This window comes from Rhodobacter sp. P2_H5 (genome assembly GCF_056403335.1).
The window spans coordinates 52,387-78,602 of record NZ_JBFUFS010000009.1 but is presented as its reverse complement, the minus strand read 5'-3'; the positions used below and the strand labels follow the sequence as shown (position 1 = coordinate 78,602).

The window sequence follows — 26,216 nt, the reverse complement described above, 5'->3', positions numbered from 1 at the left end:
GGTAGCCGGGGGCTTTGCCCCCGGACCCCCAGGATATTTGTGTCTGAATGAAGGGGGCTTGGGTGGAGCCTGTGATCCTGATGCTGCGCGGGGTGAATGTGGGCGGGGCCAACCGCCTGCCGATGGCTGCGTTTGCCGGGATGCTGGAGGGCTTGGGCCTGTCGCAGGTCAAGACCTACATTCAAAGCGGCAATGCGGTGGCTTTGGCGGACCCGAGGGGGCTTGAGGCGCGGGTGGCGGAAGCGCTGGCGGCCCGGGGCATCGTGACACCGGTGTTCGTGCTGGGGCTGGCCGAAATGGCCGCGGTTCTGGACGGCAACCCTTTTGCGGCGGACGGGGCGGCGGATGGGGCCAAGGTGCATATCCTGTTCCTGAAACCCGGCACGGTGCTGCGGCCGGGCCTTGGCGACCTGGCCACGGCGGGCGAGAGGTTCCATCTGACCGCGGGCGCGCTTTACCTCCATACGCCGCAGGGCTTTGGAAAATCGGCCCTGGCGGGCAAGCTTGCGCGCTACCTCAAGGGCGACTGGACCGCGCGCAACCAGCGTTCGGCCGAGGCTATACTGGTTCTTGCCCGGGGTCTGGCCCCGCTGACGGCAACGTGACCGCCGCGCGCGCGCCTTTCATGGCAGGCTGGGCCATGCGGTGGCTTCTGGCGCTGATCCTCCTTTTGCCGATCATGGCGCGGGCCGACGCGAGCCTGCGCTCGGACTGCGTGGCCCTGGCCGACAGCGGGCAGGTGACCTTTGTGCGCTATGGCGCGCCTTTGCCCGAGGGCGAGGTGCGCATCCGCTATGTCGGGCATGCGATGTTCGCGATCCGCACGCCGGGCGGGCTGATGGCCATCACCGATTACAACGGCAAGACCGGCAACCGGGATGTGGTGCCCGACATCGTCACGATGAACAACTACCACGACACCCATTTCACCGATCACCCCGACCCGCGCATCCCCCTGGTCATCCGCGGCTGGGGTCCGCCCGGCCAGCCCGCGGCCATCGACCTTGATCTGGGCGAGTTGCGGATCCGCAACGTCACCTCCGACCTGCGCGGCCCTTTTGGCGAGGGGGCGCGGCAGGATGGCAACTCGATCTTCATCTTCGAGGTGGCGGGGCTTTGCATTGTCCATCTCGGGCATCTGCACCAGATTCTCAGCCCGCGTCAGCTGGCAGCCATCGGCAGGGTCGATGTGCTGATGGTGCCGGTCGACGGCGAATACACCATGTCGCAGGCCGCGATTGCCGGGGTGACGCGGTCCTTGCACCCGCGCCTTGTGCTGCCGATGCATTGGTTCACGCCGCAGGTTCTGGCCCAGTATCTGGCCGATCTGCAGCCCGGCTATCCGACCCGCCGGCAGGACACCTCCGAAATCGCCGTTTCGCGCGCCAGCCTGCCCGCCCAGCCTGAAGTGGTGGTGCTCGCCCCCGAACCCTTCCCGTGATCCTCCCCCGATCCTTTCACTCCGCCCGAACTGCGGCTAAGACTTGGGCAGGAGACACACCATGCTCAATCCCGCCGACCCCGCCTTTCTGAACAGCCTTGAGGGCCAGCTGCCACCCGGCACCCTACGCCCGGCCGAGCCGCGCTATCTGGAAGAGCCGCGCGGCAAGTGGAAGGGCCAGGCGGGCGCCGTGGCTTGCCCCGCCTCTAGCGAGGAGGTCGCCGTGATCCTGCGCGCCTGCACCGCGGCGCGGGTCGGCGTGGTGCCCTGGGGCGGCGGCACCGGGCTGGTCGGCGCGCAGGTGATGACCGAGGGCCCGCTGCCGCTCCTCCTGTCGCTGGAGCGGATGAACCGGGTGCGCGGGGTCTACCCGCAGGAGAATGTCCTGCTGGCCGAGGCCGGGGTGATCCTGGCCGATGTCCAGAAGGCGGCCGAGGCGGAGGGCCGGCTGTTCCCGCTGACCCTGGCGAGCCAGGGCTCGTGCCGGATCGGCGGCAACCTGGCCACCAATGCCGGGGGGGTGAATGTGCTGCGCTACGGCAATGCGCGCGACCTTTGCCTGGGGCTGGAGGCGGTGCTGCCCGATGGCAGCCTCTGGCACGGGCTGAAACGCCTGCGCAAGGACAACACCGGCTACGATCTGCGCGGGTTGCTGATCGGGGCCGAGGGCACCTTGGGTGTGATCACCGCGGCCAGCCTGCGGCTGTTCCCGATCCCGAAGGCCGAGGGCGCGGCCCTGATGGTGGTGCGTGACCCCGCCGCCGCCCTGACGCTTCTGGCCCTGGCGCAGGCGCGGCTTGGCCCTGCCGTTTCCGCCTTCGAGCTGATCGCGGGCATGGGGCTGACCTTCCTGGCCGAGACCTTGCCGCAGATCCGCCAGCCCTTTGCCGAAGTGCCGGAGTGGATGGTGCTGGTTGATGTCGGCCTCGCCGAGGGCGACCCGCAGGAGGCGCTGACCGCGCTCTTTGCCGAAGGGCTGGAGGCGGGGCTCGTCTCCGACGGCATCATCGCGCAGTCGGGCGCGCAGCGCGCCGCCCTGTGGGAACTGCGCGAGACGATCCCTCTGGCAAACCGGGCGGTGGGTTCAATCTCGAGCCACGACATCTCGCTTCCCTTGAGCGAGATCGCCGATTTCATCCGCGACGCGGGGCCGGCGCTGGCGGCCCTCGGCGACTGGCGGATCAATTGCTTCGGCCACCTCGGCGACGGCAACCTGCATTACAACGTCTTCCCGCCCAAGGGCCAGAAACCCGCCGCCTTCAAGGCGATGGTCGGCCCGGTGCAGGATCTGGTTCATGGCATGGTCGTGGCGCGCGGCGGCTCGTTCAGCGCCGAACATGGCATCGGGCGGCTGAAGGTGGCCGATCTGGAGCGCTATGGCGACCGGGCGAAGCTGGCCGCGATGCGGGCGATCAAGGCGGCGCTCGACCCGCTTGGCATCATGAACCCCGGTGCCGTGTTGCGCTGACCTTTTGCCCTTCATCCCGACGAAAATATCCCCGGGAGGGTCCGGCAGGGCCAGTTTTTCATCCAGGAGGGCGGCCCTCCCGGTCTGAATGAAGCAGGAAACCCTGTCAGAAAACCGTACGCCCTGCCGGACAATCCGACAGGGCGCTGGGGTGGGGTAGGTGGGTCACGTGTTGCAAGCAGCGCCCATCCGGTCGGGTGAACCGGACAAGACTGGTTTATGCCGATTCGGGTTAGCAAATGGTAAATGGGCCTTGGCAAAGTTCCGCAGCCCGCCTTTGCGGAGCCCAACCAATCAGCCGCGCGGCCAGCGCAGGGCGTAGCGGCCCGGGCCTTGGGCTGCGAGGATCAGCAGGCCGCCCGCGACCGACCAGTTCTTCACCATGATCGTCACCTGCCAGGGGTCGGCGCGCAGCTGCCAATGAAAATAGCTGGTGAACAGGCAATAGCCCGCCATGACCAGCGCCCAAAGCGGCACGAGGGGCCCGAAGATCAGCGCCAACCCGGCGATCAGGTCAAAGACCGCCACCGGCCAGACCAGGGCCTCGGGCAGGCCGATGCCTGCGATCATCTGCATCACCGGCGCCGGATCGGTGAATTTCTGCACCGCCCCGCCGAGGAAGAGGAGCGCGATCAGCAGCCGGCCGGCAAGGTTGCACAGGTCTTTCATGGCATCACGCTGACAGGTCGCCAGAGGGCCCGCAACCAAAGCCCCCGCCACCGCCTTCACTTCCCCGTGTGGCCGGGCGCCGGGTCAGATTCCGTCAAAGGTGCAAAGGGCGTGCACCTCCATCCCCATCGCTTCCAGCCGCTTGCGGCCGCCAAGCTCGGGCAGGTCGACCACGAAGGCGCAGCCGACCACCTTGGCCCCCAGCCTTTCGATCAGGCGGATCCCGGCCTCGGCGGTGCCGCCGGTGGCCAGGAGGTCATCGACCAGCAGGACCCGCTCGCCCGGGCTCATCGCGTCTTCATGGACCTCGACCACCGCCTCGCCATATTCCAGCTTGTAGGCCTGAGAGATGGTCTGCCCCGGCAGCTTGCCCTTCTTGCGGATCGGCACGAAGCCGGTCGAAAGCTGATGCGCCACGGCGCCGCCGATGATGAAACCGCGTGCTTCAAGCCCGGCCACCTTGTCGATCGCCATGCCGGCATAGGGCGCCAGCAGCTGGTCGACGCACATCCTGAAGCCGCGCGGGTCGGCGAAAAGCGTGGTGACATCGCGGAACAGGATGCCCTCATGCGGGAAATCCACGATGGTGCGGATGTAGTCTTTCACGCTTTTGGAGGGAAAGGGCTTTTGCATGGGCGGTCCTCAGATGAATGCGGGTTTCGATACCATGAGCCAGAAGATCGCCACAAGCGCCGCAAAGGCGGGAACCCCGAGGGCGCACCAGATCCGGAAAAGCCGCCGTGCGGCCTCGGGCACCGGGCCATCGGCGGGGGCGGCGCGGCAGAGGTCGCGGATCCGCAGTTGCAGGTGGACGACCGGCGCCCAGGCGGCAAAGGCCATAAGGTAAAGACCATAGGCGGCCAGAAGCCAGGGCTCGGCCAGCGAAAACCCGGTCAGATGGATGAGCCAAAGCCCGGTCAGCGGCTGGATCACACCGGCGGGCGTGGTGAAAAGCCAGTCGGCCACCACCACCCCGGCGGCCGTTTGCACCGCCTGTCCCGCCGTGCCCTTCTGCATCACCCAGACCATCTGGAACGCGGTCCCGATCCCGGTGCCGAACAGCACGGTCGAGGACAGGATATGCAGCCATTTGGCAACCTCGTAGCTGTCCATCAGCGCTCCTCGATCAGGGCCAGATGGGTCAGGATCAGGGCAAGGATGGGCAGGTTCTTCAACAGCCCGCCGAAAGGGTCGAGCCAGAGGCCGGGGGCAAGCAAGGTCAACCCGATTGTATAGCTGCTGACCAGGGCAAGCTGGGCAGCAGCTATACGTCGCGGCTTCATGTCGCGCAGCAGGGCATAGGCCAGCGCCAGATCGACCAGACCAAAGACCTTGGCGATCCATGGCGGCGCCTGAACCTCGGGGAAGGCCTCGGGCGCAGCGAAAAGGCCGAGGAGACCCGAGGCGCACCAGAGGAGCGCCAGGGTCAGCCGGATCAGAGGCTTCAGCAGGTAAAGCCGCGCCTGCCACAGGTCCTGCGTGCCCGCGGGCCGGTCCATCACGAAGTCCGACACCCCGCGCGCCGGGTTGAGCGGGGCGGGATGGGTCAGCACGCCGGCACTCAGCTGGTCGATCGCGGTGGCCGACAAAGGCCCGAGCTGCAAGAGATCGCCCACCTGCCCCAGAACCCGGGCGAGGGTCAGCGGCAGGTGGATCACGCGCTGCTCGCCCAGCCCCAGCCAGCGGCGGACCAGAAGGGTCAGCTCGGTCAGGCTCAGCACCTCGGGCCCGCCGACCTCGATCAGGCCGGGGGTGCCCAGATGCGAGAGGGCAAGGGACGCCAGATCCGCGGCATGGATCGGGTTGAACAGCTGGCGGCCATCGCCCACCACCGGCGTGACAAAGGGCAGGGCAGCAAAGGCGCGGAGCGCGCTGGAGCCGCCATAGGACGTGTCGGCCAGCACGAGGCCGGGGCGCAGGATGGTGTGGCTGGCAAAAAGCGCCTCGGTCGTGCGGCGCCAGCGGGCAAAGGGCGTGTCGGCCCCGATCCCGATGGACGAGATCAAGAGGCCATGCGCTCCCGGACCAAGCGCTGCAAGCGCAGCCTTGGGGGCGTCGAGATGGACGGCACGAAACTGCGCCTCGGTTCCGGTGAGCAGCCCCGCGCAGCTGATCAGATGGGTGACGGCGGGGCCATGCTCCGCCAGATGCGGGCGCCAGAAGTCGGGGTCATGCGTGGCGGGGTCGGTCAGATCGGCGCGCAGCGTGGCAAAGCCCATCCGCGCCAGCCGGTCCGGCCTGCGGGCCTGGGCCAGAACCTCGACCCCGCGGGCGCGCAAGGAAAAGGCCATGTGGCGGCCGATGAAGCCATCGGCGCCGAGGAGCAGGACCCTGGCGACCCCGCGCGTCACCCTAGAGAACCCGTCCCGCCACGGCGTCGAGCCGGGCCAGGGCCTCGGGGTCGCGCTGGGCGGGGGCGGTCATCAGGGCAAAGCTCAGCGCGCGGTCGCAACCGCAGGGGCAGGGGTCGGGACGATGGGCCAGGTGGTCGGGCAGGGCCGCCACAAGGCCCCGGGCCTTGTCGGCATTGGCGGTCAGGGTCGCGATCACCTGGGCCACATCGACGGCGCCATGGTCGTCATGCCAGCAGTCGTAATCGGTGACCATCGCGACCGAGGCATAGCAGATCTCGGCCTCGCGGGCGAGTTTCGCCTCGGGCATCCCGGTCATCCCGATCACATCGGCGCCCCATTGCCGGTAAAGCCGGCTTTCGGCGCGGGTGGAAAACTGCGGCCCCTCCATCGCAAGGTAGGTCGCCCCCTGGTGAAGGGGAATGCCCGCGGCCGCCGCGGCCCCGGCCACCGCGGCGCCCAGCCGGGCGCAGGTCGGATCGGCCAGCGAGACATGAGCGACGCAGCCCGGCCCGAAGAAGCTTTTCTCCCGCGCGAAGGTGCGGTCGATGAACTGGTCGACCAGCACGAAATCCCCCGGCTTGTAGTCGATCCTGAGGCTCCCCACCGCCGAGACCGCGATGATATCGGTGCAGCCCAGGCGTTTCAGGGCGTCGATATTGGCCCGGTAGGGCACCGAGCCCGGCGCATGGACATGGCCGCGCCCGTGGCGGGGCAGGAAGGCCATGGCGGTGCCCCGGATCCGGCCGGTCAGAACCTCGTCCGAGGGGGCGCCCCAGGGGGTGGTGACGGCGACCCATTGCGGCGCCTCGATCTCGGCCAGCTGATAGACGCCCGAGCCGCCGATCACGCCGATCCGGCGCGGGATTTCGTTGGACATCGCGGTCTCCTCCCGGTTGTTCGGCCCGAGGGTAGGAGAGGGCGAAGCGAGAGTCTATCGCCGCAGCCCGGGCGAGGGCGGGATTTTGCGGTGCGGGGTGAAGTTTTGGGCGAAGGGGTGTGAAAGGAGGGGGATTGCACGCGTGCAAGGTCTGGTAAGCCTTTGTTATGTGACGTTTTTGCGATTTCTGTTCAGGTCTCGTTAACTTTTGCCCCGGCCCCCGATCACGGGGCGGTGGCGGGCGCACACTCCAGGGCCGCGTTCAGGCACGGCGCGAAACCCAAGGTTTGCAGCAGGGGCGCAGAAGTCGTCCAAGACGATCAGCAGGGCGCGGAGGTCCGGACCGTGCAGCGTGACCGTGACACGGCGCGACATGTCGGAGCCGGGATCGGCCCGGCAGTCCTTGCGGCGGGCCGTTGATCTGCAGGGCAGTGGCATCCGTGCCGGGCAGGCGCGGCAGGGCGGCGAAAGCGGGGGCGCGCGGGCTGTGGGCAATCCGGGCGGACGCAGCCTCACCCCGTAGGGGCGGCGCACTGGTGAAGGCCCGCGTGGCACAGATGAGGGGAATGGCGGCCCGCGCCCTGTGTCGGCGCGGGTGCATCAAAGCTTTGGCAGAAACCACGGCATGGGCTAAGTCTGACCAAGGCAGGCCACGACAGGCCAGGGAGGCAGGGCAGAATGGACATGATGCTGGCGCAGGTGCGGGCGGCTTTTGCCGGGGTGGCGCAGGCGGAGCCCTTTCTGGCGGAATGGCCCGATATTGGTCCGCGGCGCGACTGTGTGCCGGCGCGGTTGCCGGTCTGCCGCTGGCTGGAGGATATGACGGGGGAAGGGGCCGGCGCGGCGGTTGCTTCGGCGCTGGCGGCGATCCGGGCGGAGGCGCCGCGGCTGCGCTGGCAGCAGACCTATGGGGCGGCGGATTTCGGTGCCGATTTCCTCGACGGTTATGGCTGGAGCGAGTTCATCGGCCTGCGCGGCCCCCTGGCCAGCGAGCGGATCGCCTGCGGGGTGCTGCTGCTCGCCCCCGGCGTCACCTATCCCGCCCATGCCCATGCCGCCGAAGAGGTCTATCTGCCGATTCACGGGGTCGCGGAGTGGCAGCAGGGCGATGGCGATTTCACTCCGGTGCCGGTGGGGCAGGCGATCCACCACGCGCCCTGGGTGCCCCATGCGATGCGGGTGGGGGCAGAGCCTCTGGCGGCGCTGTACCTCTGGCGCGGCGGCGATCTGGCGGCGAAATCGGTGATTTTGGGGAAATAGGGGGCGCGCGGGCGTCTGATGCCGCCTGCGCGCCGGGTCTCAGATGAAGGTGATCAGGCTGGCATGGGCGGCGTCGATCCCGACCAGCAGGATCGTGTCGGTGCCGGGGCCGTAGTGGATGGTGGTGTCATGACCAACCGTGGTGACCGAATGGGCTGTGCCGGGGGCAAGCTCGATCCTGTCTTGCGCCGTGTTGAACCCGGTGATGCGGTCATGCCCGTCGCCGGCCTTGAAGAGGAAAGTGTCAGAGCCGAGGCCGCCGATCAGCGTATCGCTGCCCTTGCCGCCATTCAGCCGGTCCGCACCGGAACCGCCGAAGAGATGGTCCGCCCCGCCGCCGCCCAGAAGCCTGTCATTGCCCTTGCCACCCTCCAGCGTATCGAGGCCGATGCCGCCATCGACGTAGTCGTTGCCATCGCCGAGGAAGACATGATCGTCGCCGCCCATGGTCAGGAAACGGTCGTTGCCCTTGAGGTTCATCAGGATGCCATCGGCTGATTTTGTGGTGGACAGCAGGATGTCCTCAGCGTCATTGCCATAATAGTGCCAGCCGAGGCCGTAGAAGAGATGCTCCAGCGCGGCCGGATTGGTGTGGGTCAGTTCGGCCTGGGCCGCATCGCGCAGGGTGACCGCGTCGATGTGAAAGTCGGTGATGGAGGCGATCCCGGTGAAGACGTTGGGCTCGATGGATTTGCTGCCCGCATAGAGCTCGCTCAGGGTGCCGCCGGTCAGCTGGATCTCGCCCGAAATCGTCGTGGTGGTGATCCCGGTGCCGCGCATGTAGTAGGCGTACGCGCTGTCGGAGGAGAGCCATACCTCGCCGTAGTCGACATAGACATAGGCAATGGTGGTCCGCAGCATCGCCTCGTCGACAAAGCTGAAGGCCTGCGCAATGCTGCTGGGAAAATCGGATTGAAAGTTGATGTAGGGCATGAAAGGGTCCTGAACGCCGCGCAAATGGTTTTGTGCGAGCCTAGCGGCAGATCTGCGGTTTGGCCAGAGAACTAGCCCAGAGAATTCATCCGCAGATTGCGCGACCGGTCAGCGCGGCCGGTCGAGCGGCAGAAGTTCGGTGATGACGGCGTAGTCCTTGTAGCCGAGACGGGTCATCGGGCGGACCTTGGTCAGATCGAAGCGGCCGTTGGTCAGGAACTCGTCACGGATATGGACGCCGGTGACGGTGCCGATGATCAGGAAATCCGCGCCGCCCTCCAGCGTGACGACCCGCTGCAGGCGGCATTCCAGCGTCGCGGGCGACAGGGTGACGCGCGGGCAGTCGATCGTGGTGCATTCGGATTTCTCGACCCCGGCATGGGCGAATTCATCCGTGCCGCGCGGCAGATGTGCGGAGGTCGCGTTCATCTGGTGCCAGAGCGGCTCGCTCACCATGTTGGTGGCGAAGACGCCGGTGTCCTCGATGTTGCGCAAGCTGTCCTTGCGGTCGCAGGCGAAGATGACCTGCGGCGGGGTATAGGCGACCGCGTTGAAGAAGGAATAGGGCGCGAGGTTGTCGCCGAAGGGGCCGCGGGTGGCGATCCAGCCGATGGGGCGGGGGGCCACGATGGCGTTGAAGGGCGAATGCGGCAGGCCGTGACCTTCGGAGGGGCGGTAAAACATGGGAGCCTTTCAGGAGTTTGGCACGAGCTTAGGCGGTGGTGCGGCAAAGCGGAAGGGGCCTCCGGCCGCGGCGGGCGGAACCGATTTGATCCTGACATGTCGCCATGTTACCCGCGTTTCCAGATGATTCTGTCGAAAGCCCCGCGGAGGCGCCTTGTACCAGCTGGAAGAAGAGACCGAGGCCGACTGGTGGGAGGTGGAGGCGCTCTATGACCTGTGCTTTTCGCCGGGTCGGACGGCGCTGTCCTCCTACCGGCTGCGCGACGGGGTGCCGACGGTGGCGGCGCTTTGCCTGATCCTGCGGGAGGATGGCGTGCTGGTGGCGGCGATCCGCTACTGGCCGGTGGAAGTGGGCGGCGAGGATGCCTTGCTCCTCGGCCCGGTCGCGGTGCACCCGACCCATCAGGGCGAGGGGCTGGGCGGGCTCCTGATGAACGAAAGCCTGACCGAGGCGCGCCGTCTGGGGTGGGAGCGGGTGATGCTGGTGGGCGACGAGCCCTACTACCGCCGCTTCGGCTTCAAGAAGCTGGAAGGGGTGGAGATGCCACCGCCGACCAACCCCGACCGGGTGCTGGGCCTGGCCCTGAAGGCGGGCGCCTGGGACCGGGTGCGCGGCCAGGTCACCAAGGCCACCGGCGCCTGACACCGCACCCAGCGGAGCGCGCAAGCGCGCAAGCCTTTTGGGTCGCCTGCGCGGCCAAGCCGCTTGTCTCCGCAGAGCCTCCGGCGGGGATATTTGGGGACGGTGAATGGGGGCAGAATGAATGCAGCACTTGCCCTTGCGCTTTGCCCAAATACTCCCGCCGGAGGCGCGCCTGAGCCGGTTGGCCGCTGGCCAGAGGCGAGGATAAGTCTTGCGCCGCAGGCGCGCTTTTGGGTTCGGGAAGGGGCAGGGCGCGCGCGGGGCTTTGTCTTTGGCGCGCCGCACCCCATATTGAGGGAATGACCCAGCTTCCCGCCGTTCCGACCCATGACCTTGACCTTGAAGTCTCTGCCCTGGCCTTCGATCAGGCGCGGCTGGAGCGCTCGCTTGTGGCCCGCAGCCGCAACCTCGGCGCCGGGATCGAGGCGCATTGGGCGCGTTTGCCACAGCGTCTGCGCACCGAGGTCGAGGCGCAGGTGGCGCAGGCCTTGCGGGTCGGTCTCGGGATTGCCGGCAAGGTGCCGCAGTTCGGCGCGCGGGGGCATCGCTGGGTGGTGATGGCCTCGGGTGCGGCTGGCGGTGCGGTGGGGCTTGCCGGGGCCCTGGCCGAGATGCCGGTGGCCTTGATCCTGTTCCTGCAGGCGATCCGGCAGGAGGCGCGGGCGGCGGGGTTGGACCCTGACCGCGAGGGCGTGCGTCTGGCCACGCTCGACATCCTCTCACGCGGCAAGGCGGTCGGGGCGGAGGCGGCGCTGGACCCGGCTTTCATCTCGGCGCGGCTCGCCTTGGCCGGGCCCTCGCTGTCGGGCTGGATTGCGCGGGCGGTGCCACGTCTGGTGCCGCTGTTGGGCCAGCGGCTTGCCGCCTCGGCGGTGCCGGTGGTCGGCGCGCTGGGTGGGGCGGTGATGAACGCGGCCTGGCTTGACCACTACCGCAAGCTGGCGCGGATCCGGTTTCGCCTGATGGTCCTGGCCGAGCATCACGGCTCCGAGGCGGTTCTGGCGGCTTTTGCCCGGGCGCAGGGGCTGCCCAGCACCGGCTAGGGTCGGGTTTGCGGCTCCAAGGCTGGGAGGGCTGGCGGCCCTCCCAGACCCTCCCGCGGATATTTTCGTCTGGATGAAGGGGGGCGGTTTTTGGCGGGCTTGTGGCCAGGGGGCTTTGCAGGCGCCGCCGGATGTGATACTTAGCATTATGGCTAAGCATGAACCGGACCTCTCCTTGATCTTTCAGGCCCTTTCGGACCCGACGCGGCGTGGCATGCTGGCGCGGATCGGGGGCGGGGCGGTGCCGGTGGGGGATCTGGCGCGGCCGACCGGGCTCGCCTTGCCCACGGTGATGCGGCATCTGGCGGTGCTGGAGGCGGCGGCGCTGATCACGACGGAGAAGACCGGGCGGGTGCGGTATTGCAAGGCGGTGCCCGAGACCCTGTCCGGGGCGCTGGACTGGCTGGCCGAGCAGCGCGCCCTTTGGGAGGCGCGGACCGACCGGCTGGAGGATTATGTGGCGCGATTGATGGCGGAGGAAAAGCATGAGTTCTGAGATCGACCCTGACCGCGATCTGCGTGTCGAGCGGCTGATCAAGGCACCGGTGGCCTTGGTCTGGCGCTGCCTGGTAGAGGCGGAGCTGTTGCGGCGCTGGTGGGTCCCGGCGCCGGTGGTCGTGGCGGATCTGGTGATCGAACCCTTGCCCGGCGGGCGGTTCTTCACCCATATGATCCTGCCCGAGGGCGGCGAACATCGGGTCGAGATGATGGTCCTGCGCGCCGACCCCGGCCAGCGGCTGGTCTTCACCGATCTGATGACCGCGGGCTTTCGCCCGGTCGCCGAACCGATGTTCGGCTTTGCCGCCGAGATCGCCCTGACCGAGGCCGAGGGCGGCACCGCCTATGCCGCCACCGCCCGCCATGCCCGCGCCCCCGATGCGGCGCGGCACCGCGAGATGGGCTTTCACGACGGCTGGGGCACCGTGGCCGATCAGCTGGCCGCCTTGGCCCCCACCCTTTGAATTTGCGTTTCAGACATCAGGACGGATGCCATGATGACCCAACTTGAACTCGACCCCGAACTCGATCTGGAATTGGTCCGCGACATCAAGGCGCCGCGCGCCTTGCTCTGGACCTGCTGGACTGACCCCAGGCATCTGCCGCACTGGTTTGTGCCGAAGCCGCACAAGGTGGTGGCCTGCAGTCTGGACCTGCGGCCCGGCGGTGCCTGCAACACGACCTTCGACGTCGACGGCACCCTGATGGAGAACAACGGCGTCTATCTGGAGGTGGTCCCGGGCGAAAAGCTCGTCTTCACCGACACCTATCAGGCCGGCTGGAAGCCGATGCCCGAGCCTTTCATGACCGCCATCATTACCTTCGAGGACCGCGACCCCGGCGTGACCCGCTACCGCGCCGTGGTGCGCCATCGCACGAAGGAGGCGGCGGCCACCCATGCCAAGATGGGCTTCTTCGACGGCTGGGGCACGGTCGCGGGTCAGCTCGAGGCCTATGCGCAGGAACTGGAGGCGCGGCAGATGACGATCTCTCGCGTCATCAAGGCGCCGGCGGCCACGATCCTGCGCTGCTGGACCGATCCCGCGATTCTGCCCAAGTGGTTCGGACCGCAGGGCTATACCTGCACCACCAAGGAGATCGACCTGCGCGAGGGCGGCCTCTGGCGCTTTGACATGACGGGCGAGGGGAAGACCTGGCCCAACCGGCACCGCTATCAGGTGATGCGGGCCGACCGGATCGAGTTCCTGATGGACGCCGATGCCGAGGGCGCCCCGATGGAGGTCGTCGTCACGCTGACCCCCGAGGAGGGGGGCACGCGGATCACCCAGACCATCACCTTCCCCGACGCGGCAGGGCGCGCGGCGGCGAAAGGCTACGGGGCCGAGGCGAAGGGGCTGGAGACTTTGGCTAAATTGGCCGCGATGGCCGAGCGGCTTTGACTTTCCAATCCCGCGTTGCGGGGCTAGCTTTGCGGCCAACAAAGGATGGCCGCGATGAATGCCGAGAACCCCAAGACCATATATCTCAAAGACTATCTGCCCTTCAGCCATATCGTGAAGGGCGTCGACCTGACCTTCCGGCTGGCGCCCAAGGCGACGCGGGTGCTGGCACGACTGGACTTCGCGCCCAACCCGGCGCGGGGGGCCGGGCTTGATCTGCGGCTGGATGGCGAGGGGCTGACGCTGATCTCCGCCTCCATCGCGGGCCGCGTGCTGGAGGTGACGCCGGACGAGACCGGGCTGACGGTGCCGGCCGCCCTGCTGCCTGCGGGCGATTTCACGCTGGAAACCGAGGTCGAGATCGCCCCCGAGGGCAACTTCGCGTTGGAGGGGCTTTACATGTCGAACGGCATGTATTGCACGCAATGCGAGGCGCAGGGCTTTCGCCATATCACCTTCTACCCCGACCGCCCCGATGTGATGGCGCCCTTCAAGGTGCGGATCGAGGCGGATCTGCCGGTGCTTTTGTCGAATGGCAACCCGGTAGCGAGCGGTAGGGGTTGGGCGGAATGGGACGATCCCTGGCCGAAGCCGGCTTATCTCTTCGCGCTGGTCGCGGGCGATCTGGTGGCGCATCCAGACCGCTTCACCACGATGTCGGGCCGCGATGTCGCGTTGAACATCTATGTCCGCAAGGGCGACGAGACGCGCTGCGCCTATGCGATGGACAGCCTGATCCGCTCGATGAAGTGGGATGAGGAGGTTTACGGGCGCGAATACGACTTGGACATTTTCAACATTGTCGCGGTAGATGACTTCAACATGGGCGCGATGGAGAACAAGGGGTTGAACATTTTCAACTCCAAGCTGGTTCTGGCCAGTCCGGAGACCGCGACGGACGACGATTACAACCGCATCGAAGGCGTGATCGCGCATGAGTATTTCCACAACTGGACCGGCAACCGGATCACCTGCCGCGACTGGTTCCAGCTGTGCCTGAAGGAAGGCCTGACGGTGTTCCGCGACCAGCAGTTCACCGGCGATATGCGCAGCCAGCCGGTCAAGCGGATCGAGGATGTGCTGACCCTGCGCGCCCGCCAATTCCGCGAGGATGGCGGGCCCCTGGCCCATGCGGTGCGGCCCGAAAGCTTTGTCGAAATCAACAATTTCTACACGGCGACGGTTTACGAGAAGGGCTCGGAAGTCATCGGCATGCTGAAGCGGCTGGTCGGGGATGAAGGCTACGCCAAGGCGCTGGACCTCTACTTCGCCCGCCATGACGGCCATGCGGCGACGATCGAGGACTGGTTGAAGGTCTTCGAGGATGCCACGGGGCGCGATCTGACCCAGTTCAAGCGCTGGTATAGCCAGGCCGGGACGCCGCGGGTTGCGGTGGCCGAGGAGTGGCTGGCCGACAGCGGCACCTTCCGGCTGACGCTGAGCCAGACCAACCCGCCGACCCCGGGCCAGCCGGAGAAGGACCCCAAGGTGATTCCGGTGGCGGTGGGGCTTCTCAACCCCAATGGCGACGAGGTGGTGCCGACCACGGTGCTGGAACTGACAAAGCCGTCGCAAAGCTTTGACTTTACAGGGTTGGCAAGCCGACCCACGGCCTCGGTCCTGCGCGGGTTTTCGGCGCCGGTGGTCTTGGAACGCGAGGTGGCGGCTGAGGAGCGGGCCTTCCTTCTGGCGCATGACACCGACAGCTTCAACCGCTGGGAGGCCGGGCGCGCTTTGGCCAAGGATGTGCTGATGGGCAAGGCCGCGCCGGGGCTTCTGCTGGATGGGCTGGCGCGTGTGGCGCTGGACGTGAGCCTCGATCCGGCCTTCCGGGCGCTGAGCCTCAGGATGCCGACCGATGACGACATGGCGGCGACGCTGGCGGCTGCGGGTGCGGTGCCCGACCCCGAGGCGATCCGCGCCGCGCGGCGGGGATTGCACAAGGCGTTGGCCGAGAAGCTGGCGCCGGGCCTCGCCGCGCTGGCGGCCCCTGTCGAGGGCGCCTTCAACCCGGATGCGGCGCAGGCCGGGGCGCGGGCTCTGCGGCTGGCGGCCCTGGGGCTGCAGGCGCGGCTGGATCTGGCGCCTGTGGTGGCGGCCAACAGGGCAGCCACCAACATGACCGAGGAGATCGGGACGCTGGCCATCCTGCTCGACAACGGCGCGGGGCAGGCGGAAGTGGCGGGCTTCGAGGCGCGCTGGAAGGCCGAGCGGCTGGTGATGGACAAGTGGTTCGGCCTGCAGATCCTCTGCGCCGCGCCCGATCAGGCGGCGGCCGTCACCGAAAAGCTGACGCAGCACAGGCTTTTTGACTGGAAGAACCCCAACCGCTTCCGCTCGGTGATCGGCGCGCTGTCCGGCAACCATGCGGGCTTCCACCATGCCTCCGGTGCGGGCTACCGCTTGCTGGCCGACTGGCTGATCAAGCTGGACCCTCTGAACCCGCAGACGGCGGCGCGGATGTCCACGGCCTTCGAGACCTGGGTCCGTTACGACGCGGGCCGTCAGGCCCTGATCAAGGCGGAACTTGCGCGGATCGCCGCTACGCCGGGCCTCAGCCGCGATCTGGGCGAGATGGTGGGGCGGATGCTGGGATAAACCTGCGGTTGACCGAATGGCCCGGCCCTGACTAGGCTGGGCCAAAGATCCATGGAGATTTCGGTGCCGTTCATTTTGGGTGTGTTGGCTGCTGCTGCGGCCGTGTATTTCTGGCTCAACCGGGCGCGCAATGCGGCCTATATGGCCGATGATCTGGCCAATATGGCGCAGGATGTCATGGGCGCCGCCCGTAGATTTGGCTTTCGCCGCAGGGCCAATGTGCATCCGGTCGACTCGCTCGACGATGCCAATGTCGCGGTGGCGGCGCTTGGCATCGGCTTTCTGGAACTGGGCGGCCTGCCGCGCGCCGAACAGCTGGACGCGCTGACCATCAGCCTGCAGGCGCGGCTGGGGCAAAGCCATGATCAGGCCAAAGAGGCGCTGGTTCTGGGCCGCTGGCTGGTGGGCGAGTGCGGCGGGCCGCAGCCTGCGATTGACCGTCTGGCGCGGCGCCTGTGGCGGATGAAGGCGATGGATGCCTTCGAGCCTTTGATTCTGGTCTGGAAGGATGTGATGGCCGATGGCGACGGCAGCTGGAGCCCGCGTCAGAAAGAGGCTCTGGAGGCCATCAAGCGGGTTTTTCGCGTCACCTGACCGCAGGGCCCATCGCCGGCGTGCCGCGGATCACGGCTGGCAATAGGCTTGGCTGCTGGTCCAGGAGGCGATGGCGGCGCGGTTGCGGGCCGAGGACCAGGGGCCCCAGTCGCGCGCGATGCCGCGGTTCCCCTTTCCGGCGACCATGTTGTCGCGCGCCACATGCGGGGCCACGATATCGACGGCACAGGACAGGTTGGCCGAGCCGTCCTTCAGCCCGGCGGCCGAATTCGCCTCGCAGCCGTAAAGCCGGGCGGTCGGGACCGAGATCTGCATCAGGCCGACATAGCGGCCCTTGCCGCCGACCGCTGCCTGGTTGAAGCCGCTTTCGTACTTGGCCGTCGCCGACAAAAGACCGACCCAGAAGGCGCGGCGCTCGTCCTGCGAGGCGCTTTCGTAGCCCGGGCAATAGACCTCGATATCGGCGGGGACGGTGCCCGTCAGTTCGGAATCGTGTGCCGCCACCTGAACGAGTGCGTCCTTGGTCCAGTCGGATGCCGCGGGAAGGTGATCCCAGCGCATCGCGGGCAAGGGGGCGAGAGTCTTCTTGGCTTTCGCCTCGACAGGTGCCGAGAAGAAGGCCAGGGAAAGCGCCAGCAGGGTCAGGGAAATGCGTCTCATCGGTCCGTTGGGCAGCCGTCGCGGTGCGTGCGACCCGTGGCTTTTGCAGGCGCGAATCGGATTCGCCAACCTTTGGGTTCCCGCACCCCCTGAGTCTCGGCGAGTTTCCGCCGCCATTGGCCCTTGAACCGCTGGCCGCCCAACCCTAAAAGGTGGCCTCAACCGCGCCGGATTTCTGGAGGCTTCCATGCTCGACCTGACCTATACCACCCCCGCGCCCAAGGTGATTGCCGGGGCGAAATCGGATTGGGAGCTGGTGATCGGGATGGAAATCCACGCACAGGTGGCCAGCAATTCCAAGCTGTTTTCCGGCGCCTCGACCCAGGTGGGCGCCGAGCCCAACGCCAACGTGGCCTTCGTGGATGCCGCGATGCCGGGCATGCTGCCGGTGATCAACGAGTTCTGCGTGGAGCAGGCGGTGCGTTCGGGTCTGGGTCTGAAGGCGCAGATCAACCTGCGTTCGGCCTTTGACCGGAAGAACTATTTCTACCCCGACCTGCCGCAGGGCTATCAGATTTCCCAGCTGTACCACCCCATCGTGGGCGAGGGTGAAGTGCTGGTCGAGATGGGGCCGGGGGTCGCGCGTCTGGTGCGGATCGAGCGGATCCATCTGGAGCAGGACGCCGGCAAGAGCATCCATGACATGGACCCGGCGATGTCCTTTGTCGATTTCAACCGGACCGGCGTGGCGCTGATGGAGATCGTCAGCCGCCCCGACATTCGCGGGCCGGAGGAGGCTGCGGCCTATGTCTCGAAACTGCGGCAGATCCTGCGCTACTTGGGCACCTGCGATGGCAACATGCAGAACGGCAACCTGCGGGCGGACGTGAACGTGTCGATCTGCAAGCCCGGCCAGTATGAGAAATATCAGGCGACGCAGGATTTCTCGCATCTGGGCACGCGCTGCGAGATCAAGAACATGAACTCCCTGCGCTTCATCCAGCAGGCCATCGACTACGAGGCCCGCCGTCAGATCGCGATTGTCGAGGATGGCGGCACAGTCCTGCAGGAGACCCGGCTCTACGACCCCGACAAGGGCGAGACGCGCTCGATGCGGTCCAAGGAAGAGGCGCATGATTACCGCTACTTCCCGTGCCCCGACCTTCTGCCGCTGGAGATCGAGCAGGCCTGGGTCGACGATATCGCGGCCACCATGCCCGAACTGCCCGATGCCAAGAAGGCGCGCTTCATGGCCGACTTCGGCCTGACCGATTACGACGCCAATGTGCTGACGGCCGAGCTTGACTCGGGCAGCTTCTTTGAAGCGGTGGCGCAGGGGCGTGATGGCAAGATCGCTGCGAACTGGGTGATCAACGAGCTGTTCGGCCGCCTCAACAAGGAAGGCAAGAGCATCGCGGAAACCCCTGTTTCGGCAGGGCAATTGGGCGGTGTGCTGGACCTGATCGCCAAGGGCGAAATCTCGGGCAAGATGGCCAAGGACCTGTTCGAGATCCTGTGGACCGAGGGCGGCGACCCGGTGGAGCAAGCTGCCAAGCATGGCATGAAGCAGGTCACCGACATGGGGGCCATCGAGGCGGCGCTGGATGCGCTGATCGCGGGCAACCCCGATCAGGTCGCGAAAGCCAAGGTCAATGCCAAGCTTGCGGGCTGGTTCACGGGCCAAGTGCTGAAGGCCACCGGCGGCAAGGCCAATCCGGCGGCGGTCAATGCCCTGGTGGCGCAGAAGCTGGGGCTGTAAGGCGCGACTTCGGCCCCGACCTCGGCCTGACAGGCTCAGATGATCCCGAAATCGGAGGCCGCCAGCGCCGTCCCCGGCACCAGCTGCGCAAAAAGCTGGGCTGCGGCGCTGCCATTGCCATCCGGGTCAAACCAGATCCGGCCGGTCGCCGCATCATAGATGATCCGGTCATCGGCCTCGCTCGCGGCGGTGCCATGGGCAAAGCCGGCCTCGGACAGCACGGCAATCGGGGTTCCTTCGATCCCGGCGCGGTCAAGCAGGAACCGGTCCTCGCCCGAGGTGAAATCGGTGATCTTGTCGGCCACGGTGACCTGATAGCTGGGCCGGAAGGCAAAAATGAAGCGGTCGGCCCCCGAACCGCCGGTCAGCACATCGACCGCGTTTTCCTGCCGCCCGACCCACAGGCTCTGGCAAAAGAACGTGTCGCGCCCCACGCCGCCATAGATCGTGTCGCGGCCAATACCGCCCACCAGCAGGTCGTCGCCGACATTGCCGTACAGCACATCGTGGAAGCTGCCGCCGTACAGCGTGTCATTGCCAAAGCCGCCGATCAGCGTGTCGTTCCACACCCCGCCGCTGAGCCGGTCATTGCCGCCACCGCCGCTGAGTTTATCCTCGCCACCATTGCCGCCCAGATTGTCCTCCAGCGCGCCCCCGGTGATCACATCGCCGAAATTCCCGCCAAAGAGGGCGAGCTGCGATATCGCCAGCAGCCGGATACCCTCGACTGTGCCTGACAGGACATTCGGGTCGGCAATCGAGACATTGACATGGAAGTTCATGCCTTTGAGGTCCAGCGTCAGGCTGTTGGTGCCGATGCCGCCGTCAAAGTACGAGCCGTGCACGTCGCCATAGGCAATGAACGTGTCGTCTCCCGCCCCGCCATAGACCTGCTTGACGCCGTCCCCGACCCGCAGCCAGTCATTGCCTGCCCCGCCATAAAGCAGGTCGTTCCCGACGTCGTCCGACACAATGTCATTGCCCGCCCCGCCGAGAAGCGTGTCATCGCCGTCTGCGCCGATCACGCCGTCGCCACCGCTGCCGCCGCTAAGACTGTCGTTGCCCGCGCCACCAAAAAGAACGTCCATTCCGGTGCCGCCCAAAAGCAGGTCTGCGCCATCGCCGCCTTCCAGAAGATCATTGCCGCCCGCACCGTCCAACGTATCGGCGTCGGTCACCGGCCCCTGATAGCCGCCGGAATTGGTGGCCAGCCAGCCGATCAGATGATCATCCCCCGCGCCGCCCAGAATGGAATCGGCGGAATTGGTGCTTTTGGCAATCGTCATCGCGAACCCCCGGTCCTGAATGCGGGCATTAGGGGCAGGAATGTGGCAAAGTGCAATCCGGCACCTTGGAAACAATCGCCGGTCTAGGCCCTTTTGAAAAAGGCCGAGGTGTAAAGCGCCAGCGCCGCCCAGATCATCGGGAAGGCGATCATCTGGGCCAGACCGAAGCTTTCGTGAAAGACCAGAATGGCGATCAGCAGGATCATCGTCGGGGCGATATATTGCATGATGCCGATGGTCGAGAGCTTCAAGCCCTTGGCGCCATTGGCATAAAGCATCAGCGGCACCGCGGTGACCACGCCGCTGCAGGCCAGAAGCACGGTGTCGGGCATCGTGGCGCCAAAGTGGTTCTGCCCGGTCATTGCCAGCCAGACCATATAGCTCAGCGCGATGGGCGACAGGATCAGGATCTCCAGCAGGAAGCCCTCGTTGGCGCCGATCGGCAGGCGGCGCTTGAGATAGGCGTAAAAGCCCCAGGTCACGGTGAGGGTGAGGGAGATCAGCGGCAGCTTGCCCGCCTCGATGGTCAGAAGCGCCACGGCGGCGGCGGCAAGGCCCACGGCAACCCATTGCCGCGTCGTCATTTTCTCTCCGAGGAAGGCCGCGCCGAGGAAAACGGAAAACAGGGGGTTGATGTAATAGCCAAGGGCGGTGTCCAGCGCGTGGCCGGCCCCGATGGCCCAGACATAGATCCCCCAGTTGACCGAGATCAGCGCCGCGGTCGTGGCCCCCATGGCGAGCATCCTCGGCTGCCGCAACAAGGAAGCGATGCCGCCCAGCTCGCCCCGGACCCAAAGCACCAGGGCCGCGATCGGCAGGCTCCAGAGCACGCGGTGGGCGATGACCTCGGTCGGCAGGATATGTGCCGCGGCCTTCATGTAGAAGGGCAGGAAGCCCCATAGAAGATAGGCCGAAAGGGCAAAGGCGAAACCGCGGGGGGTGTCGGAGTTCTGGGTCATGCCGGCGGTCTAGCGGAAGGCGCGCAGGGGCACCAATCCAATCTTGTAAGCATACACAGGGTCAGCGCAGGCGGCGGGCCAGATAGTGCCGGGTGAAGCTGGCGTAGCCGTCTGCCGTCACCCGCAGATGGCCGCGGATCTGCGCATGGAGCGCGGGCAGCTTGTGGAAGGGCACGGCGGGGTAGCTGTGATGCTCGACATGGTAGGGCATGTTCCAGGCCACGAAACGCACGATCCGGTTGGTGAAGGTGGTGCGGGTGTTTTCCAGCATATTGGCGATGAAGGGGCAGTCGCCATGCTCGGCCAGAAGATAGAGCCGCAGGAAGGGCTGGCCGAGGAGGACCGGCAGGACCCAGAGCCAGAGGAGCACTGGGGAGAAGACCAGGCTCAGCGCGGCCAGAGCGTAAAGCGCCAGCATGAGGCGCGCCTCGCGCTGCATCCGGGGCATTGCATTGGCAGGCAGGTAGGGCGCTGTCACGCGGCCAAGGGCCAGGCCCCAGGTCAGCTTCGCCTCGGCGATCCAATAGGGCAGGCCGGAGACATGGCGGACCCAGGGCCAAAGGCCTTGCGGCTTTTCACCCTCCAGCTCCGGGTCCTGGCCGGGCAGGTTGGTGAAGCGGTGATGCGCAAGGTGGAAGTAGCGGAACCATTCGAAGGGCAGGACCAGCACCAGCCCGCAGGCGCGGCCGACCCAGTCGTTGAGGCTTCCATTGGCAAAGGGGGTGCGGTGGGTCGCCTCATGTTCCAGCGTGAAGAGAAAGACCAGGAGGATGCCCTGCGCCACAAGGGCCAGCGGCCAGAGCGGCGTCCACAGGATCAGTGCCGAGGTTGCGGCGATGGCGGCCAGATGGCCTGCCAGATGCCAGAGGCCGCGCGCGGTCGAGGCGCGGGTCAGGCTCTCGCGCAGATCGGGCGGCAGGCTGGCGATCAGGGTCTTGTGGTCATGCTCCATGCGGCAAGGTTAGCCAGCCCTGTGCTGGGCGCGCAAGGCCTGTCGCGGGAAAGCGGCGATGCGTTGGGTTTTATGCAAATGCAATGGATTGTGCGGCGAGGTTGATCTGCTATCTCAAGACGGACGCGCCCGGGCGGGCGTCATCCTCATGCGGGGCACAGGGTCTATGGAACATTGTCTGATCATCGGCGCCGGACTGAACGGCGCGGCGCTGGCCTATCAGTTGAGCCTCGGCGGGGCGCGGGTCACGGTGCTGGAGGCGGGGATGCAGGCGGCGGCGCAAGCCTCGGGGCGCTCGTTTGGCTGGATCAACGCCAGCTTTTCGCTGAACGACGCGCATCACCGGCTGCGGGTGGCGGGGATCGCGGCGCATCACCGGCTGGAGACGCGGCTGGCGAGCCAGATGCCGGAGCCTTTGTGGGATTGGCCCGGCTGCATCTGGTGGGAGAAGGAGGGCGCGGCGCTAGATGCGATGGCCGCGGGGCTGCTGGCGCAGGGCTATGAGACGGAGGTTCTGACGCAGGAGGCGGTGGCCCTGCGCGAGCCGGCGCTGGCGGCGCCGCCGGAGCGGGCGCTGTTCTTTCCGCAGGAGGGCGCGGTCGATCCGGCGGGGCTGACGCGGGTCCTGCTCGCAGCGGCGGCGGCGCGCGGGGCGGAGGTTTACTTTGGGCTCGGCGCCAGCGCGCTGGTCGAAAAGGGTGGCGTGGTCTGCGGTGCTGTGACGGCGGGGGGAGAGATTGCGGCGGATCAGGTGATCGTGGCGGCGGGCACCGGGGCTGCGGCCTTGCTGGAAGGTTTGGGCCGGGTGCTGCCCATGCTGCCGCGCCCGGGGATGATCCTGACCACGCAACCGGTGCCGCGCATCCTGCATCATGTGCTGGGCATGCCGGGGCAGGATCTGCGGCAGGACCGCATGGGGCGCCTGATCATGCCCCTGGCGACCAACCACCAGGCCGACGCGACCGAGACCGCGCCCGCCGACCCGCAGGCCGTGGTTGCGGCGGGGCTGGCGCAGGTGAACGCGCTCTTCACCGACAAGAACCTTGCCGCCGAGCAGGTGGCCCTGGCCTGGCGCCCGGTGCCGGGCGATGGCCTGCCCGCCGTGGGCAAGGTCTCGCCCGGGCTCTGGCTGGCCGTCATGCATTCCGGCGTCACTCTGGCCCCGATCGTGGCCGAGCTTCTGGCGGCGGAGATCCTGGGGGGGGAGGGTGACCCCCTGCTTTCCAGCTTTGCGCCCGGGCGGTTCTGGGCCTGAGCCGGCGCGCCTCTGCCCGGCGCCGGGGGGCTTCGCGCCCCCCGGACCCCCCGCGGAGTATTTCGGCAGAGGGCAAAGGGAAGAGGGGGCCTTCATTTGCGCTTTGCTCAAATACTCCCGCCGGAGGCTCCCGCAGGGTCAACCCGCGCTGGCCCCAAAGAAAAACGGCGCGCCTTGCGGGGCGCGCCGTTTGGGTCTGTCAAGGCGTGTGGATCAGGCCTTCAGGATCGAGCGGCCGGCATAGGTGCCGATGTCGCCCAGCATTTCGTCGATGCGGATCAGCTGGTTGTACTTGGCCAGACGGTCCGAGCGCGACAGCGAGCCGGTCTTGATCTGGCCGCAGTTGGTGGCCACCGCGAGGTCGGCGATGGTGCTGTCCTCGGTCTCGCCCGAACGGTGGCTCATCACGTTGGTGTAGCCCGCGCGGTGCGCCATATCGACGGCGGCGAGGGTTTCGGTCAGCGAGCCGATCTGGTTGACCTTGACCAGCATCGAGTTGGCGCAGCCCGACTTGATGCCCATCTCCAGACGCTTGGGGTTGGTCACGAAGAGGTCGTCGCCGACCAGTTGGACCTTTTTGCCCAAGGTGTCGGTCAAGAGCTTCCAGCCCTGCCAGTCATCTTCCGAGCAGCCATCCTCGATCGAGATGATCGGGTAGTCGGCGGCGAGGCTGGCGAGGAAGGCCACGTTCTCTTCGATGGAGAGCGACTTGCCTTCGCCCTTCATCTCGTACCGGCCGCCTTTGAAATATTCGGTCGCAGCACAGTCGAGGGCCAGGTAGATGTCCTCGCCCGGGCGATAGCCGGCCTTTTCGATGGATTTCAGAATGAAATCAAGCGCCACGCGGGCGGAGCTCAGGTTCGGTGCGAAGCCGCCCTCGTCGCCGATCCCGGTGTTGTGGCCGGCGGCCTGCAGTTCTTTCTTCAGGGTGTGGAAGACTTCCGAGCCCATGCGGATCGCCTCGCGGACATTGTCCGCGCCGACCGGCATGATCATGAATTCCTGGATGTCGATCGGGTTGTCGGCATGTTCGCCGCCGTTGATGATGTTCATCATCGGCACCGGCAACACGCGGGCCGAGGTGCCGCCGATGTAGCGGTACAGCGGCTGGCCGGTGAATTCGGCGGCGGCTTTCGCCACGGCGAGCGAGACGCCGAGGATGGCGTTGGCGCCAAGCCGGCCCTTGTTGGGGGTGCCGTCGAGTTCGATCATGGTCAGGTCGATGCCGACCTGTTCGGTCGCGTCAAAGCCGATGATGGCTTCGGCCAGTTCGCCATTGACGGCCTCGACCGCCTCCAGCACGCCCTTGCCCATGTAGCGGGTCTTGTCGCCATCGCGGCGCTCCACGGCCTCATGCGCGCCGGTCGAGGCGCCCGAGGGGACGGCCGCGCGGCCCATCGCGCCGCTTTCAAGGATCACATCCACCTCGACGGTGGGGTTGCCGCGGCTGTCAAGGATCTCGCGGGCGTGAATGTCGACGATCGTGCTCATGGATATCTCCGATGGCGAAAGGGTGCTCTCCCGCCCTCCTTTAGCCGGGCTTTGTGATCAGGGAAAGTCTTCTGGCGCCTCAAGCCGCATTTCGCCGCTGCTGGGCGGCGCGGGCGCGCTCGCGGGCGAAGGAGTAGAGGCCGGAGCCGATGATGACGGCGGCGCCCACCAGGGTCAGCAGGTCGGGCACCTCGGCGAAGACCAGGAGGCCGATGGCGATGCCGAAGACGAGGCGGGTGTAGCGGAAGGGGGCCACGACCGAGACCTCGCCGGTGCGGCTGGCCGAGGTGATCGCCCAATAGCCCGTCGTGCCGAAGACCACGGTGCCGAGCAGCATCAGGGCTTGCGCCGGCTCGGGCAGGACCGGGGTTTCAAAGGCCATCATGCCCAGACCCATCAGCGTGACCGAGGCCACGCCCCAGGCCGAAACCTGCGTCGTCGACACCTCTGCCGGGATGGCGCGCGAGGCGAGGTCGCGCAGGCCAAGGCCCGCCACGGTGACCAGAACCCACAGAGCCTCGGGGCGGAAGCCGTCTAGGCCGGGTTTGATCACCAGAAGCACGCCGACAAAGCCTACCAGAATGGCCGTCCAGCGCCGCCAGCCGACTTTTTCGCCCATGAAAAGCGCCGCCCCCATCGTCACCGCGAGCGGCATGGCCTGCAGGACGGCAGAGACGGTGGCCAGGGGAATGGCGGCCAGCGCCGAGATGAAGGCATAGGTGCCGACCATCTCGCCCAGATTGCGCGCCACGACCCAGGGGTGAAGGGCGGCGCGGGTGACGGTGCGCTTGCCTTCGGCGCGGGCGAGGGTGCTGAAGAAGATCCAGGCGAAGATGCAGGTCACAAACAGGATCTCGCCGGTCGGGATACCGCGGGCGGCGAGTTTGAGGAACATGTCCTCCATCGAGAACAGCGCCATCGAGCCGGCCATCAGGCAGATGCCGCGCAAGTTGTGCTTGGAGCCGGCAGAACTGTTGGCGGTGGCGGCGGTCATGCGGGGTCGGCGTCCTTGCGGACCGGCACGCCCAGAAGCTCCAGCCGATGGCCGATCAGCCGATAGCCGAGGCGGGCGGCGATCTTTTCCTGCAGGGCCTCGATCTCGGGGTCGACGAATTCGATGACCTGACCGGAGTTCACGTCGATCAGGTGGTCGTGGTGGTCGCGCTCGGCATCTTCATAGCGGGCGCGGCCGTCGCCGAACTCCAGCCGGTCAAGGATGCCAGCCTCTTCGAACAGCTTCACCGTGCGGTAGACGGTGGCCAGCGAAATGCGCGGGTCGAGCCTGGCCGCGCGGATGTGCAGCTCTTCGACATCGGGGTGATCCTCGGCCTCGCCCACCACGCGGGCGACGACGCGGCGCTGTTCGGTCATGCGCAGGCCGCGGGCTTCACAACGGGCGATGATGTCGGCCATGACGCTGCCTTTCCGGAGGGCTTGGGGTTGGCGCGGCTTTAGTGGAAAGCGGCCCCGCGTGCCAGAGGATAGATGGCG

28 protein-coding genes are annotated in these 26,216 nt (G+C 67.0%); 14 read left to right on the top strand and 14 right to left on the bottom strand.

Annotated elements, in window-relative coordinates; genetic code table 11:
• Nucleotides 1–47: 47 nt before the first annotated feature.
• The 3 genes from AC1DVR_RS13815 (at nt 48) to AC1DVR_RS13805 (ending at nt 2,909) form a co-directional block, all read left to right on the top strand.
• Nucleotides 48–605, top strand: a complete 558-nt coding sequence (locus tag AC1DVR_RS13815) for a DUF1697 domain-containing protein (RefSeq protein WP_478001164.1) — start codon at nt 48–50, stop codon at nt 603–605.
• A gap of 35 nt (nt 606–640) precedes the next feature.
• Nucleotides 641–1,441: an MBL fold metallo-hydrolase gene (locus AC1DVR_RS13810; protein WP_478001163.1), complete on the top strand. Its 801-nt coding sequence runs from the start codon at nt 641–643 to the stop codon at nt 1,439–1,441.
• Nucleotides 1,442–1,502: 61 nt separating this feature from the next.
• Nucleotides 1,503–2,909, top strand: a complete 1,407-nt coding sequence (locus AC1DVR_RS13805) for an FAD-binding oxidoreductase (protein ID WP_478001162.1) — start codon at nt 1,503–1,505, stop codon at nt 2,907–2,909.
• Nucleotides 2,910–3,203: 294 nt separating this feature from the next.
• Here AC1DVR_RS13805 and AC1DVR_RS13800 read toward each other — a convergent pair whose 3' ends face one another.
• The 5 genes from AC1DVR_RS13800 to AC1DVR_RS13780 form a co-directional block, all read right to left on the bottom strand.
• Nucleotides 3,204–3,578, bottom strand: a complete 375-nt coding sequence (locus AC1DVR_RS13800) for a DoxX family protein (protein ID WP_478001161.1) — start codon at nt 3,576–3,578, stop codon at nt 3,204–3,206.
• A gap of 84 nt (nt 3,579–3,662) precedes the next feature.
• A complete protein-coding gene (locus AC1DVR_RS13795) occupies nt 3,663–4,211 on the bottom strand; it encodes an adenine phosphoribosyltransferase (RefSeq protein ID WP_478001160.1) in 549 nt (182 codons plus the stop codon).
• A 9-nt stretch (nt 4,212–4,220) separates the two neighbouring features.
• Nucleotides 4,221–4,691, bottom strand: coding sequence for a DUF2269 family protein (locus AC1DVR_RS13790; RefSeq protein WP_478001159.1), 471 nt, complete (start codon nt 4,689–4,691; stop codon nt 4,221–4,223).
• A complete protein-coding gene (locus tag AC1DVR_RS13785) occupies nt 4,691–5,929 on the bottom strand; it encodes an SDR family oxidoreductase (RefSeq protein ID WP_478001158.1) in 1,239 nt (412 codons plus the stop codon). Before AC1DVR_RS13785 ends, AC1DVR_RS13790 begins: the two co-directional genes overlap by 1 nt.
• Nucleotide 5,930: 1 nt before the next feature.
• Nucleotides 5,931–6,809 carry an S-methyl-5'-thioadenosine phosphorylase gene (locus AC1DVR_RS13780; protein WP_478001157.1) on the bottom strand — a complete coding sequence of 293 codons (879 nt, stop codon included), beginning with the start codon at nt 6,807–6,809 and terminating at the stop codon, nt 5,931–5,933.
• Nucleotides 6,810–7,161: 352 nt separating this feature from the next.
• Here AC1DVR_RS13780 and AC1DVR_RS13775 point away from each other — a divergent pair, with 352 nt between their 5' ends.
• Together AC1DVR_RS13775 and AC1DVR_RS13770 are read left to right on the top strand one after the other, a co-directional pair.
• Nucleotides 7,162–7,332, top strand: a complete 171-nt coding sequence (locus AC1DVR_RS13775; RefSeq protein WP_478001156.1) for a hypothetical protein — start codon at nt 7,162–7,164, stop codon at nt 7,330–7,332.
• Between the two features lie 155 nt (nt 7,333–7,487).
• Nucleotides 7,488–8,069, top strand: a complete 582-nt coding sequence (locus tag AC1DVR_RS13770; RefSeq protein ID WP_478001155.1) for a dimethylsulfonioproprionate lyase family protein — start codon at nt 7,488–7,490, stop codon at nt 8,067–8,069.
• A gap of 39 nt (nt 8,070–8,108) precedes the next feature.
• Here AC1DVR_RS13770 and AC1DVR_RS13765 read toward each other — a convergent pair whose 3' ends face one another.
• Complete coding sequence (locus AC1DVR_RS13765; protein ID WP_478001154.1) at nt 8,109–9,002, bottom strand: calcium-binding protein; 894 nt, start codon at nt 9,000–9,002, stop codon at nt 8,109–8,111.
• A 108-nt stretch (nt 9,003–9,110) separates the two neighbouring features.
• Nucleotides 9,111–9,686 carry a flavin reductase family protein gene (locus AC1DVR_RS13760; RefSeq protein WP_478001153.1) on the bottom strand — a complete coding sequence of 192 codons (576 nt, stop codon included), beginning with the start codon at nt 9,684–9,686 and terminating at the stop codon, nt 9,111–9,113.
• 154 nt (nt 9,687–9,840) lie between these two features.
• Between AC1DVR_RS13760 and AC1DVR_RS13755 the strand changes: the two genes are divergently transcribed.
• The 7 genes from AC1DVR_RS13755 to AC1DVR_RS13725 all read left to right on the top strand — a co-directional run bounded on the left by AC1DVR_RS13755 (nt 9,841) and on the right by AC1DVR_RS13725 (nt 16,462).
• The gene (locus AC1DVR_RS13755) at nt 9,841–10,329 is read left to right on the top strand and encodes a GNAT family N-acetyltransferase (protein ID WP_478001152.1); all 489 of its coding nucleotides are present in this window, start codon (nt 9,841–9,843) and stop codon (nt 10,327–10,329) included.
• 299 nt (nt 10,330–10,628) lie between these two features.
• Entirely contained in the window at nt 10,629–11,372 is a 744-nt protein-coding gene (locus AC1DVR_RS13750) for an EcsC family protein (RefSeq protein WP_478001151.1), read from the top strand.
• 148 nt (nt 11,373–11,520) lie between these two features.
• Nucleotides 11,521–11,868 (top strand): ArsR/SmtB family transcription factor, encoded by a 348-nt coding sequence (locus tag AC1DVR_RS13745; protein ID WP_478001150.1) that lies wholly within the window; start codon nt 11,521–11,523, stop codon nt 11,866–11,868.
• On the top strand, nt 11,858–12,334 hold the full coding sequence (locus tag AC1DVR_RS13740) for an SRPBCC domain-containing protein (protein ID WP_478001149.1): 477 nt from the start codon (nt 11,858–11,860) through the stop codon (nt 12,332–12,334). Before AC1DVR_RS13745 ends, AC1DVR_RS13740 begins: the two co-directional genes overlap by 11 nt.
• Nucleotides 12,335–12,367: 33 nt before the next feature.
• Nucleotides 12,368–13,270 carry an SRPBCC domain-containing protein gene (locus AC1DVR_RS13735; RefSeq protein ID WP_478001148.1) on the top strand — a complete coding sequence of 301 codons (903 nt, stop codon included), beginning with the start codon at nt 12,368–12,370 and terminating at the stop codon, nt 13,268–13,270.
• A 54-nt stretch (nt 13,271–13,324) separates the two neighbouring features.
• The gene (pepN, locus tag AC1DVR_RS13730; protein WP_478001147.1) at nt 13,325–15,868 is read left to right on the top strand and encodes an aminopeptidase N; all 2,544 of its coding nucleotides are present in this window, start codon (nt 13,325–13,327) and stop codon (nt 15,866–15,868) included.
• Nucleotides 15,869–15,931: 63 nt separating this feature from the next.
• Nucleotides 15,932–16,462, top strand: a complete 531-nt coding sequence (locus AC1DVR_RS13725) for a hypothetical protein (RefSeq protein WP_478001146.1) — start codon at nt 15,932–15,934, stop codon at nt 16,460–16,462.
• A 30-nt stretch (nt 16,463–16,492) separates the two neighbouring features.
• Here AC1DVR_RS13725 and AC1DVR_RS13720 read toward each other — a convergent pair whose 3' ends face one another.
• The gene (locus tag AC1DVR_RS13720; RefSeq protein WP_478001145.1) at nt 16,493–17,083 is read right to left on the bottom strand and encodes a transglycosylase SLT domain-containing protein; all 591 of its coding nucleotides are present in this window, start codon (nt 17,081–17,083) and stop codon (nt 16,493–16,495) included.
• Between the two features lie 187 nt (nt 17,084–17,270).
• On the opposite strand from AC1DVR_RS13720, the gene gatB reads away from it, so the two are divergent.
• On the top strand, nt 17,271–18,782 hold the full coding sequence (gene gatB / locus AC1DVR_RS13715; protein WP_478001144.1) for an Asp-tRNA(Asn)/Glu-tRNA(Gln) amidotransferase subunit GatB: 1,512 nt from the start codon (nt 17,271–17,273) through the stop codon (nt 18,780–18,782).
• A 35-nt stretch (nt 18,783–18,817) separates the two neighbouring features.
• On the opposite strand, the gene AC1DVR_RS13710 is transcribed toward gatB, so the two are convergent.
• The 3 genes from AC1DVR_RS13710 to AC1DVR_RS13700 form a co-directional block, all read right to left on the bottom strand.
• Nucleotides 18,818–20,068, bottom strand: coding sequence for a calcium-binding protein (locus tag AC1DVR_RS13710; RefSeq protein WP_478001143.1), 1,251 nt, complete (start codon nt 20,066–20,068; stop codon nt 18,818–18,820).
• A gap of 83 nt (nt 20,069–20,151) precedes the next feature.
• A complete protein-coding gene (gene rarD / locus AC1DVR_RS13705; RefSeq protein WP_478001142.1) occupies nt 20,152–21,027 on the bottom strand; it encodes an EamA family transporter RarD in 876 nt (291 codons plus the stop codon).
• Nucleotides 21,028–21,088: 61 nt separating this feature from the next.
• Entirely contained in the window at nt 21,089–21,979 is an 891-nt protein-coding gene (locus tag AC1DVR_RS13700; protein ID WP_478001141.1) for a fatty acid desaturase, read from the bottom strand.
• Nucleotides 21,980–22,145: 166 nt separating this feature from the next.
• Here AC1DVR_RS13700 and AC1DVR_RS13695 point away from each other — a divergent pair, with 166 nt between their 5' ends.
• Nucleotides 22,146–23,234, top strand: coding sequence for an NAD(P)/FAD-dependent oxidoreductase (locus AC1DVR_RS13695; RefSeq protein WP_478001140.1), 1,089 nt, complete (start codon nt 22,146–22,148; stop codon nt 23,232–23,234).
• 213 nt (nt 23,235–23,447) lie between these two features.
• Here the strand turns inward: AC1DVR_RS13695 and eno are convergent, their stop codons facing one another.
• The 3 genes from eno to AC1DVR_RS13680 form a co-directional block, all read right to left on the bottom strand.
• Complete coding sequence (gene eno / locus AC1DVR_RS13690; RefSeq protein ID WP_478001139.1) at nt 23,448–24,725, bottom strand: phosphopyruvate hydratase; 1,278 nt, start codon at nt 24,723–24,725, stop codon at nt 23,448–23,450.
• Between the two features lie 79 nt (nt 24,726–24,804).
• Nucleotides 24,805–25,719, bottom strand: a complete 915-nt coding sequence (locus AC1DVR_RS13685; RefSeq protein WP_478001138.1) for a DMT family transporter — start codon at nt 25,717–25,719, stop codon at nt 24,805–24,807.
• Nucleotides 25,716–26,138, bottom strand: a complete 423-nt coding sequence (locus tag AC1DVR_RS13680; RefSeq protein WP_478001137.1) for a Fur family transcriptional regulator — start codon at nt 26,136–26,138, stop codon at nt 25,716–25,718. The genes AC1DVR_RS13685 and AC1DVR_RS13680 overlap by 4 nt, the downstream gene beginning before the upstream one ends.
• Between the last annotated feature and the right edge of the window lie 78 nt (nt 26,139–26,216).